Source organism: Vibrio sp. 1-2 (7-a), assembly GCF_013048515.1.
In the GTDB taxonomy this organism is placed as follows: domain Bacteria; phylum Pseudomonadota; class Gammaproteobacteria; order Enterobacterales; family Vibrionaceae; genus Vibrio; species Vibrio diabolicus.
In genome coordinates this window covers 121707-133240 of the sequence record NZ_VHSQ01000007.1, presented here as the reverse complement: position 1 = coordinate 133240, position 11534 = coordinate 121707, and the positions used below count along the sequence as shown (strand labels likewise).

The 11534-nt window shown below is 45.7% G+C and carries 11 protein-coding genes; 8 read left to right on the top strand and 3 right to left on the bottom strand.

Features of this window, described 5'->3' with window-relative positions; all coding sequences use genetic code 11:
• Positions 1-106: 106 nt before the first annotated feature.
• The 3 genes from FKN08_RS17285 to pfkA all read left to right on the top strand — a co-directional run bounded on the left by FKN08_RS17285 (position 107) and on the right by pfkA (position 2886).
• Positions 107-619, top strand: a complete 513-nt coding sequence (locus FKN08_RS17285) for a CpxP family protein (protein ID WP_005397532.1) — start codon at positions 107-109, stop codon at positions 617-619.
• Between the two features lie 111 nt (positions 620-730).
• A complete protein-coding gene (gene fieF / locus FKN08_RS17280; RefSeq protein ID WP_005397530.1) occupies positions 731-1639 on the top strand; it encodes a CDF family cation-efflux transporter FieF in 909 nt (302 codons plus the stop codon).
• Positions 1640-1923: 284 nt separating this feature from the next.
• Positions 1924-2886, top strand: coding sequence for a 6-phosphofructokinase (gene pfkA / locus FKN08_RS17275; RefSeq protein WP_005397529.1), 963 nt, complete (start codon positions 1924-1926; stop codon positions 2884-2886).
• Positions 2887-2980: 94 nt separating this feature from the next.
• On the opposite strand, the gene FKN08_RS17270 is transcribed toward pfkA, so the two are convergent.
• Positions 2981-4363 (bottom strand): MATE family efflux transporter, encoded by a 1383-nt coding sequence (locus tag FKN08_RS17270; RefSeq protein WP_170892585.1) that lies wholly within the window; start codon positions 4361-4363, stop codon positions 2981-2983.
• A gap of 240 nt (positions 4364-4603) precedes the next feature.
• Here FKN08_RS17270 and FKN08_RS17265 point away from each other — a divergent pair, with 240 nt between their 5' ends.
• From FKN08_RS17265 to FKN08_RS17255, 3 genes are all read left to right on the top strand, one after another.
• Complete coding sequence (locus tag FKN08_RS17265; RefSeq protein ID WP_005381516.1) at positions 4604-4894, top strand: co-chaperone GroES; 291 nt, start codon at positions 4604-4606, stop codon at positions 4892-4894.
• Positions 4895-4971: 77 nt separating this feature from the next.
• The gene (gene groL / locus FKN08_RS17260; RefSeq protein ID WP_005381509.1) at positions 4972-6618 is read left to right on the top strand and encodes a chaperonin GroEL; all 1647 of its coding nucleotides are present in this window, start codon (positions 4972-4974) and stop codon (positions 6616-6618) included.
• 316 nt (positions 6619-6934) lie between these two features.
• On the top strand, positions 6935-7498 hold the full coding sequence (locus FKN08_RS17255; RefSeq protein ID WP_005395435.1) for a hypothetical protein: 564 nt from the start codon (positions 6935-6937) through the stop codon (positions 7496-7498).
• Between the two features lie 100 nt (positions 7499-7598).
• Here the strand turns inward: FKN08_RS17255 and FKN08_RS17250 are convergent, their stop codons facing one another.
• Both FKN08_RS17250 and epmB read right to left on the bottom strand, forming a co-directional pair.
• Entirely contained in the window at positions 7599-8096 is a 498-nt protein-coding gene (locus FKN08_RS17250; protein ID WP_005395427.1) for an MgtC/SapB family protein, read from the bottom strand.
• Positions 8097-8191: 95 nt separating this feature from the next.
• On the bottom strand, positions 8192-9214 hold the full coding sequence (epmB, locus tag FKN08_RS17245; RefSeq protein WP_170892584.1) for an EF-P beta-lysylation protein EpmB: 1023 nt from the start codon (positions 9212-9214) through the stop codon (positions 8192-8194).
• A gap of 32 nt (positions 9215-9246) precedes the next feature.
• On the opposite strand from epmB, the gene efp reads away from it, so the two are divergent.
• Both efp and FKN08_RS17235 read left to right on the top strand, forming a co-directional pair.
• Entirely contained in the window at positions 9247-9813 is a 567-nt protein-coding gene (gene efp, locus FKN08_RS17240; RefSeq protein WP_005395425.1) for an elongation factor P, read from the top strand.
• 265 nt (positions 9814-10078) lie between these two features.
• Positions 10079-11482, top strand: coding sequence for an SPFH domain-containing protein (locus FKN08_RS17235; protein ID WP_048626682.1), 1404 nt, complete (start codon positions 10079-10081; stop codon positions 11480-11482).
• Positions 11483-11534 lie beyond the last annotated feature (52 nt).

Below are 11534 nucleotides of genomic sequence, written 5' to 3'. Positions count from 1 at the left end.
TTCTTTACGCTCCCTATACGTCGCTTTACCTAGTGGGTCGTATTCTATACTCAAGCGCTGTGAGAACAGCTCAGAAGAATCACTCACCTGTGTAAGGAATCAAATTATGAAATCTGCAAAAAAACTTGTGTTAGCTGCTGTTGTTCTACCTCTTACTCTCGGCGCAGCAAGCGCATTCGCTTACGGTGGTAAAAACCATCATCAAGGCCCGCGTGATGAATGTGGCATGGGAATGGACCGCGGCATTATGCGTGATTTGAATTTGACGGATGCTCAAAAAGATCAGCTTAAGTCTTTCCGTGAAGCAAACCGCGCACAGATGAAAGGCAAATATTCTGAAAATCGCGAAGCTCGTATGGCTGAGCGACAAGCACACCATGCAAAAATGCAGTCACTCTTACTAGCGGATAGTTTTGATGAAGCACAAGCGACCGCATTAGCAAAAGAAATGGTTGAACGTCAAACTGAGCACCGTGTGCAAATGCTAGAAAGAAAGCACCAAATGCTGAGCGTATTAACGCCAGAACAAAAAGCAGAGTTTGTGAAGTTGCAAAATGAACGCATGCAAGAGTGCGGCGATAGAATGCATAAGCGCATGGAAAAATACCGCAATAATTAAGTCATGAATTGATGTTATATAAAGAGGCAGCCATTGGTTGCCTCTTTTTGATCTGGTTATTTCATGGGCATTCAATATACTCAACGTATGGTTTGAGTTAACTCTTTGATTATGAAACAGCAATATGCACGTTTAGTGACGACCGCAGCTTGGACTGCAACTATTGTGGCGACTCTTCTCTTGATTGTAAAAGTCATCACGTGGTGGGTAACCGGCTCAGTTAGCCTATTGGCATCACTTATCGACTCAATGTTGGATATCGCCGCGTCGGTGGTAAATCTCGTTGTTGTCCGTTATGCCTTACAACCAGCAGACCGCGAACATACGTTTGGGCATGGTAAAGCTGAGTCTTTAGCGGCCTTGGCTCAGGCTATGTTTATTTCGGGGTCGGCGGTATTTTTGATCCTGAACGGGATTGACCGATTTTTCCGTCCACACGCACTGCATGCGCCGGAGCTCGGTGTTTATGTATCGCTGTTTGCGATTGTGGTCACACTTGGCTTGGTGATGTTCCAAAAACATGTGGTACGCGTGACAGGGAGCCAAGCAATCGCGGCGGATTCTCTGCATTATCAGACTGATTTGTATATGAACGCTGCGATCATGGTGGCTCTGGGATTAAGCTACTTTGGCGTGACGCAAGCGGATGCGGTGTTTGCGATTGGCATTGGTGTCTTCATTCTTTACAGCGCCTTCAAAATGGTCAGCGAAGCGATTCAGACGTTATTAGACCGAAAGTTGCCGGATTCCGAATTGGAGCAAATCCGCAATGAATGTTTGAATGTTAAAGGGGTTCTTGGGGTTCATCAACTGCGTACCCGTATGTCAGGGCCGACACGCTTTATTCAGTTGCACTTGGAGCTAGACGATAACTTACGTTTAATCGAAGCGCACTATATTGCCGATAAAGTTGAGGAAAACCTTTTAGCTTTGTTTCCTGATGCGGATGTTTTGATCCATCAAGATCCATTGTCTGTCGTTTTTGGGCCAGAGAAAGAGCAAAAAGCGCAAGATTGGTAGGGCTCGAAAAATCCATAAGTGCCTGACGACAAACAGGCACTTATTGACTATCTTTCCATCAATACTTATTAAGATTCGTGATCCTGATGTGAATCAACAAAGTTTCATAGAGAAACTGTAATACTCTTACATAAGTAGAAAAGTTACATAAAAAAGTGCGTTTTCATTGGTAATCCTGTAGAGGAAATGTAACATAACGCACAGTTCTGGATTATGCAGGTTGCTTGGTAACAAGGGGCCTAAAAGAAAATTAAATAATTGATTGCCAAAGATCGAGGGTGAGCATGATTAAGAAGATCGGTGTTTTAACAAGTGGCGGTGACGCACCTGGTATGAACGCGGCGATACGCGGCGTAGTACGTACAGCACTATCCGAGGGATTGGAAGTATTCGGTGTGTACGACGGCTACCTAGGCCTATACGAAGGCCGCATCGAGAAGCTAGATCGTTCTAGCGTTTCAGATGTGATCAACAAAGGTGGTACGTTCCTAGGTTCTGCACGTTTCCCTGAATTTAAAGAAGTGGAAGTGCGTGAAAAAGCGATTGAGAACCTGAAAAAACATGGTATCGATGCGCTAGTCGTGATCGGTGGTGACGGTTCGTACATGGGTGCGAAGAAACTGACTGAAATGGGTTACCCATGTATCGGTCTACCAGGCACAATCGACAACGATATCGCTGGTACTGACTACACAGTGGGCTACCTAAGTGCACTAAACACAGTTATCGATGCGATCGACCGTCTACGTGATACTTCTTCATCTCACCAACGTATTTCAATTGTAGAAATCATGGGTCGTCACTGTGGTGACCTAACTCTGATGTCTGCAATCGCGGGTGGTTGTGAGTACATCATCACTCCAGAAACTGGCCTAGACAAAGACAAGCTGATCAGCAACATCCAAGACGGCATTGCAAAAGGTAAGAAACACGCAATCATCGCGTTGACTGAGCTAATGATGGATGCCAATGAACTGGCTCGTGACATCGAAGCGGCGACAGGTCGTGAAACTCGTGCAACAGTACTTGGTCACATCCAACGTGGTGGTCGTCCAACGGCATTTGACCGCGTTCTAGCATCTCGTATGGGTAACTACGCTGTTCACCTATTGATCGAAGGTCATGGTGGTCGTTGTGTCGGTATCGTGAAAGAGCAACTTGTTCACCACGACATCATCGACGCGATCGAAAACATGAAGCGTCCAGTACGCAACGATCTATACAAAGTTGCTGAAGAACTGTTCTAAGCAAATTTGAAATAGATAAAGAAAAACCGCGGCTTTCCGCGGTTTTTTTGTATTTGAGTATCAGCAAAAGGAAGCTGACGCATCGGACAAAATCTTACGAAGCGCTGTTTTGTTCAATCAGCGTCAATTTACGTTCGCGCAACGCGAACATGTAACCCAGCAGCCCACCTAGTGTGTTGCCCAGCGCAATACCGATGAACAAGCCTTCAATGCTGTACACTTGGCTGCCAACCCATGCAGCAGGCAACGTAAACACAAACAGACGCATGAAGCTCCATTGGAAAGCGCGTAGCGGCTTGTGCATCGCATTCAGCCCACTCACCAACATCATCACAATACCTTGGAAACCATAGCTAAATGGAACCACGAGTAGATAGTGCCAAAGTAGATTCTTTACTGTTTCTTCTTGTGAAAATAACGCTGCTAAAGGAATGCTCAATGGCACCATCATCAAGAAGATAAATCCTTGGAACACCACCGCAAAACGCATGCTGAGAAACAAACCAGAGAAAGCGCGCTGAGGATTTTTCGCCCCTAAGTTCTGCGCCATAAATGGCGTGAGTGCGGAGGTCAGCGACATCAACACTAAGATCAGAATCGACTCAATACGCTGCGCAGCGCCGTAAGCCGCAACTGCTGCCGTACCGTGGTTGGATAAAAGCATCATCAAAATTGCGCCCGACAATGGATTCATCGCGTTCGACAGTGCGGCAGGAGTGCCGATTTTTAACGTTTGCTGCCAATCTTGTTTCAGTAAGGACCATTGGGGTTGAGCGAGCAACTTTTCGCGTTTAACTAGCACATAGAATGAGCCACATAGTGCACCTAACCAGCTAAAAGCACTGGCTATTGCCGCACCTTGGATACCAAGCTCGGGGAATGGGCCAAGTCCGAAGATCAGTAGTGGATCGAGCATGCCGTTAATCAAGCCTGCCAACATCATGATTTTGGCGGGTGTTTTTGTATCCCCAGATGCTCGTATCGCACTGTTGCCTGCCATTGGGATCACCAACAATGGAATGGTGAGATACCACACCTGCATGTACTCTTCGATGAGTGGAATTAGGTCGTCGGCTGCGCCAAGAAAGCGGAACAGTGGTGCAATGGTGGCAAAGCCAATCGAAGAGGCGATAGCCACGAGTAACACCGCTAATAACAAACCGTGAGTGGTAAACCGAGCGGCTTGTGGGGCGTGACCTTGTCCAAGTAAGCGACCAATATTGGTCGATAGACCCATCCCTATCCCCATCGTGATGCAGTTAACCGCAAAGGTTACAGGGAAGGTATAGCTGATCGCCGCTAGCGCTTGAGTACCAAGCAACGAGATAAAAAACGTGTCCACCAAGTTAAACATCAAAATCGCGATCATACCCATGGTCATGGGGACGGTCATTTTCCGCAGCGTTTCAGGAATGGGTGCGGTCAACAAACCATGCTTATCGGTCGCTTGGGGTTCCAGCTTGTTATTTTCCTGCATGTATGACAACTATGTGGTGAGCAAACTGCAAGGATACAAGAAAGCGAGATGCTGGGCGAGTGAGCATTTCGAACGCAAACCGTTGCTTAGTTGTTCGTTATTTTAACTAAGTCACAAAAATTTTGTGCCACCCCCTTGGGATCGCTGCTTCGACCCCTTATATAGGGATCACGTGTCTGGGGCTACAGTCCCTAAGGACAATTATCAAATAAACATGGAAATTTTCAGGAGAGACGACCGATGAACATTCGTCCATTACATGACCGAGTTATCGTTGAACGTAAAGAAGTTGAATCTAAGTCTGCTGGTGGCATCGTTCTGACTGGTTCTGCTGCAGAAAAATCAACTCGCGGTGTTGTTCTAGCTGTGGGTAAAGGCCGCATCCTAGAAAACGGCACAGTACTGCCGCTGGACGTTAAAGTTGGTGATACTGTTATCTTCGCTGAAGGTTACGGTACAAAAACTGAAAAAATCGACGGTAAAGAAGTGCTTGTCATGTCTGAAAACGACATCATGGCGATCGTTGAATAATAGCAATCATTGAGTAATTTTTTGCTCAGATTCAATTACGAAATTACACACAAAGAATTTTAGAAAGGAAATCAAAGATGGCTGCTAAAGACGTTAAATTTGGTAATGACGCACGAGTTAAAATGCTAGAGGGTGTAAACGTTCTGGCTGACGCAGTAAAAGTAACACTGGGTCCTAAAGGACGTAATGTCGTTCTAGACAAATCTTTTGGTGCACCGACTATCACGAAAGATGGTGTATCAGTAGCGCGTGAAATTGAACTGGAAGATAAATTCCAGAACATGGGCGCACAAATGGTTAAAGAAGTTGCGTCTAAAGCAAACGACGCGGCAGGTGACGGTACAACAACAGCAACAGTACTAGCACAATCTATCGTAAACGAAGGTCTAAAAGCAGTCGCTGCGGGTATGAACCCAATGGACCTTAAGCGCGGTATCGACAAAGCAGTAGCTGCAGCAGTAGAGCAACTAAAAGAGCTTTCTGTTGAATGTAACGACACGAAAGCGATCGCACAGGTTGGTACTATCTCTGCAAACTCAGACGCAAGCGTAGGTAACATCATTGCTGAAGCAATGGAGCGTGTGGGTCGTGATGGCGTTATCACTGTTGAAGAAGGTCAGGCGCTACAAGATGAGCTAGACGTAGTAGAAGGTATGCAGTTCGACCGCGGTTACCTATCTCCTTACTTCATCAACAACCAAGAGTCAGGCAGTGTTGATCTAGAAAACCCATTCATCCTGCTAGTTGATAAGAAGATCTCAAACATTCGTGAACTTCTTCCAACGCTAGAAGCTGTAGCGAAAGCGTCTCGTCCACTGCTTATCATCGCAGAAGATGTAGAAGGCGAAGCGCTAGCAACATTGGTTGTCAACAACATGCGTGGCATCGTGAAAGTTGCAGCAGTGAAAGCACCTGGCTTCGGTGACCGTCGTAAAGCAATGTTACAAGACATCGCGATCCTAACTGGCGGTACTGTGATTTCTGAAGAAATCGGTCTAGAGCTTGAAAAAGTAGCACTAGAAGATCTAGGTCAAGCGAAGCGTGTTTCTATCACGAAAGAAAACACGACTATCATCGATGGTATCGGTGAAGAAGAGATGATCTCTGGCCGCGTAGCTCAAATTCGTCAACAAATCGAAGACGCAACTTCAGACTACGACAAAGAGAAACTACAAGAGCGCGTAGCGAAACTGGCTGGCGGTGTTGCAGTAATCAAAGTTGGTGCAGCAACTGAAGTTGAAATGAAAGAGAAGAAAGACCGTGTAGAAGATGCGCTAGCCGCAACTCGTGCAGCGGTTGAAGAAGGTGTTGTTGCTGGTGGTGGTGTTGCACTTATCCGCGCGGCATCTAAGATTGCTCACCTAACGGGTGACAACGAAGAGCAAAACGTTGGTATCCGCGTTGCACTACGTGCAATGGAAGCGCCAATCCGTCAAATCACGAAGAACGCAGGTGAGGAAGACTCAGTGGTTGCGAACAACGTGAAAGCGGGTGAAGGCTCTTACGGTTACAACGCGGCAACAGGCGAATACGGCGACATGCTAGAGATGGGTATTCTAGACCCAACGAAAGTAACTCGTTCTGCGCTACAGTTCGCAGCATCGGTTGCGGGTCTGATGATCACGACTGAAGCAATGGTTACTGACCTACCGCAAAAAGACGCACCAGCGATGCCTGACATGGGCGGCATGGGTGGCATGGGCGGTATGGGCGGCATGATGTAAGCCAGCTTATCTCTTTGCTCTAAGGGAATCCTTATAGCGGAAAGATAACCGACCAAACCTTTAAAAGTCGAGGCATTTGCCTCGACTTTTTTATGCGCGTTACCCGAGAAATATAGCATTCTGATGTGGCTTCGATTGTGAGAGGCGAGTTCAAGAAATGTCAGTGGAAAAACATGAAAATAGAAGCGATAAAATTTTTTCTTTTGAGTCAGATGGTTAAATCTGACCTACCGCTAACACTTTTTGAACGTGGATAGCGCAAAATCTGAACATTACACTATGTTGTAAATTGTTGCTTCCCATCATGGAGATGAAAATGAAAAAGCTTATGACGTCATTGGCGGTTGCAGCCGCTATCGCATCACCAGTTGCTCTTGCTGACAGTACACCTGTGATGTTCTCTACTATCGACAACACAAACGCACCTTCTAACTCGTCAGTTGGTGGTGTTCGTTTAGCCGTGTTGCATGGACAGGTAAATGAGGTTAAAGGTGTCGACTTTTCACTGCTTGGTATGTCAGAAACGGATCGTACGACAGGTGTGAACTTCGGTCTGTTTTTTGGTGCAGCAAAGGTAAACCAAGAAATGAAAGGTGCGTCTTTAGGCTTAGTTAACTGGAACCAAGGTCAGACGACGGGTGTTAACTTGGGTGCTGTCAACATTACGAACAATGTAAAAGGCTTGAACTGGAGCGCGGTGAACTATTCTGAAGGCTACACCATGGCGGATGTGGGCTTAGCGAGTATCTCTAAAAAATCTAACTTCCAGTTTGGTTTCTTCAACATGACCGATCAAATTGATGGCGTACAAATTGGTCTTTTGAACTGTGCGGATAACGGTTTCTTCAAGTGTTTCCCACTCATCAACTTTGCTAAATAATCCCTGAGCAAGTCAGAATCTTTAGATACAGAAAGCCCTCGATATTCGTCGAGGGCTTTTTAATTACTGATGGGGTGAAGCGAGTTTATCGGCGCGTTAACTATTTAATTAAGCGGGATGAGGTTTTGCGTTGTTGAATTCTTTGGTGAACCCCTCGGCGCAATGCTTTGATGTGGTTTTCTGCTTTATCCACGCCCAGTAACACCGTTAAAGCCAGTAGGGTAATGACCACCGACTGCGTTAAATAACCCAAACCGATCATCAACCCTAATCCTGCCAGTACCCAAATAACCGCTGCGGATGTTACGCCGTGGATTTTTCCATCGAGTGTCATCATCACCCCTGCACCCAAGAAGCCGACGCCAGTAATAATTTGACCAAGCACGCGTGCTTGATCGAGTGTATTTGGCGATAACGATACTGCCATCGACATAAACAGGTAAGTGCCTGAAATAATAAGAATTGCCGTGCGAATGCCAACAGGTTTACCACGAGTTTGGCGTTCGATACCGATCATTAGCCCATTAATGGCACAGCATAGTAGGGCAGGCCAGCTGAATGGGCCAAGATCGAAAATTTGTTCGAGTGCTGTATGCATCTTGACCTCCAAAAGAGCGGAGTATGCATAGACTTACCGTGCAAAGCGAACAAAAATGAACGGTCGTGACGACAAATTTAATTGAGCGTCAGGACCTATTCTAAATGCAAATCCAACGGCGTTTTACTTGGTCTGCCACCAATTTCTCGTGTCAGTTTTGGTACCAGATAACCCGATACACGTGTGATGAGTCCGCGCATAATGGCTTTTGCTTCTTCGTCCGAAATAAAGTAGTGCGCCGCGCCTTGCACCTTATCAAGAACGTGGAGGTAATAAGGCAAGATACCCGCGTCAAATAAGGCTTCACTTAACGCCACTTGAGCTTCTACCGAATCATTCACACCTTTCAGTAGAACGCCTTGGTTTAGAAGCGTAACGCCCGCTCTTTTGAGCTTGAACATCTGTTCAGCAAATTCGTCATTGATTTCGTTGGCATGGTTGATGTGAGTCACAAGGATGATTTGTAACCTTGATGCTTGCAGCAGTTGGCATAGTTCATCAGTGACTCGAGCGGGAATCACCACAGGTAAACGGCTATGAATACGCAGACGTTTGATGTGAGGAATATGAGCAATGTGCTCTAAAAGCCAATGAATCTCATCGTCTTTTGCCATTAATGGATCACCACCTGAGAAGATGACTTCGTTCAACTCTGGTTGTTGTGCCATGTACTCTAAGCACTTGGTCCAGGCTTGTTTCCCGCTTTTGTTCTCTTGATAAGGGAAGTGACGACGAAAACAGTAACGGCAATTTACCGCGCAGCCACCTTTGACAATCATCAGGGCGCGGTTGCGATACTTGTGTAGCAGGCCAGGGACTTCATTGTCCTGCTCTTCCAATGGATCATTAGAGTAACCCGGATGCACCTCAAATTCGTCACTTAATGGTAAAACCTGACGTAAAAGAGGGTCTTTAGGGTTGCCTTTCTCCATCCTATCGACAAAACTTTGCGGTACACGCTGTGCAAACAGCTTGCGCGCGACAAACCCGTCTTGCCACGGTGAAGGATCAATTTCCAGTATTTCGAGCAATTTTGCAGGATCAGAGATCCCATTCGCCAACTGTTTGAGCCAGTTTTGCTCAACAGATTCGACTTTTCGGGTTATTATGTGCGGCATTGAATTTAGCTCTAAGAATGTAAGAGGAAAAAATGGCTACAGTTAGCACCAATGAATTTAAAGGCGGTCTTAAGTTAATGCTTGATAACGAGCCTTGTGTAATTCTGGAAAACGAATACGTTAAACCAGGTAAAGGCCAAGCGTTCAACCGCGTTAAAATTCGTAAACTTCTTTCTGGTAAAGTGCTAGAGAAAACATTCAAGTCTGGTGACACTTGTGAAGTGGCAGACGTAATGGATATCGACCTAGATTATCTATATTCAGACGGCGAATTCTACCACTTTATGAACAGTGAAACGTTTGAACAGATCGCAGCAGACGCAAAAGCGGTAGGTGACAACGCTAAGTGGTTGGTAGAAAACAACACTTGTATGATCACACTTTGGAACGGTAACCCAATTACTGTTACTCCACCAAACTTCGTTGAGCTAGAAGTGGTAGACACAGATCCAGGCCTGAAAGGTGATACTCAAGGTACTGGTGGTAAACCAGCTACGCTATCAACTGGCGCTGTTGTTCGCGTTCCTCTGTTCATCTCAATTGGTGAAGTGATTCGCGTTGATACTCGTACGGCTGAATACGTAGGCCGTGTGAAGTAAGCACTTTAGATTGATTGTTAGAAAGGTCGCTTCGGCGGCCTTTTTTATTGCCTGTAATTCTCTCTTGAATGTCCCTGCATAGAAAATCGATATCCTCCGCAAATTTTCGATGATTTTGTATTATTCGTAAAAATCTTATTTATTTCATGAATCTGTCGATTATTCCTTAATGTAACATTTTGATACATTAGTTCTTGTTGTTGAGTTGTATAGCAATCTGATTTTTATCGATTTAACTCAGTAACAATCCAAAAAGGAGAACAAAATGGAAAGCAGAGGTTTAGGAAGGGGTTTAAAGGTGGAAGAAAGACGTCAGTTACTACACAAAGGATTGAAAGCTGCGGTATTTGGCGTACCGCTGTTGGCAATAGGCTTAACGATTAATAGCTCTGTGCTGATGACCGATGCAGGTTACAGCTACGTGCATCAGAACAATATCACTGGTGAGTTGGATGTGTTTACTGAACCTGGCATTCATTTTCGCATGCCATTTCTGTCCAAAATCACCAAGTATGACCAAGTGATAACCGTGTCATTCGGTAACAGCAAGGGCGAAGATTTTTATCAACGTCTTGATGCGATTCAGGTTCGGTTTGCCGACACCTACATTGGTCAGATCCCCGTAACATTCCGCTTTAAGCTCAGTAATGACCCTGAAGCGGTGAAGAAGATGCACAAAGAGTTCCGTAACAACAGTAACTTGATTGATGCGCTGCTTGTAAAGAACGCACGTAACGTGACGGTGATTACCGCAACCCAATACACGGGTGAAGAGTTTTTCCAAGGTGGTTTGAACCAATTCAAATCGAAACTTGGCGATCAGTTACGAGAGGGGATTTATCTAACAGAGCGACGTCAGGTTGAAGTGGAAGAGTTGGATCTTGCGCCTGTTGGGGCGAATCAAGCCAATCCGAACCAATTACAGCGCACCAATCAACTGGTTTGGAAAACCGTACCTGTCGTAGATAAAACCGGGCAACCAATTCGTCAAGACAACCCGTTACAACAATACGGCATTCAAGTGACGCAGGTGACCATTGGTGACCCGCAGCCAGAAAAGCAATTGGATCAGCTATTGGCGGATAAAAAGCGTTTAGTAGCGGATCGTATTCGCGCGATTCAGGAGCAAGAAACGTCAAAAGCACAAGCAGAGACCGAGCAGTTACGCAAAGAGATTCAACGAACACGTGAGGTGCAAGACGCTCAGCGTGGTAAAGAACTCGCTATTATTGCTCAGCAAAAAGAAGTGGAAGTTGCACGTCAGATTGCAGAGCGTGAAATCGTTGAAGTGGAAAAAACCAAACGACTTGCTGAAGTCGAGAAGGAGAAAGAGCTAGCTATCGCGGAGGCTAACTTAGCCATTCAAAAGGCGAACGCACTTTCTGCTGAGTTTGAAGCGAAAGCGATATTAGCGAAAGGTCGTGCAGAATCTGAGGTCCTAAAAGCGAAGTACTCGGCGTTAGGGGCAAACCGTGAAGTTTATTTGGCAGAGTTGAATCGAGACGTAGCGAACTCGTTGTACAACAACTTGCAAAACTTCCAAGTTCAGATGCCACAAAACTACATTGGTGGTAGCGAAGAAACGGGCTTGAAAACAAACCTAGATGTGATTACTGGCTTTGGCGCCCTGGGTCTTATGGACCAAACGAAGAAGGTCATACAGCAATAAGATCATGGGTGGTCAAAAGCTTAAAAAGCAAAAAGATCATGGGTAACCCAAA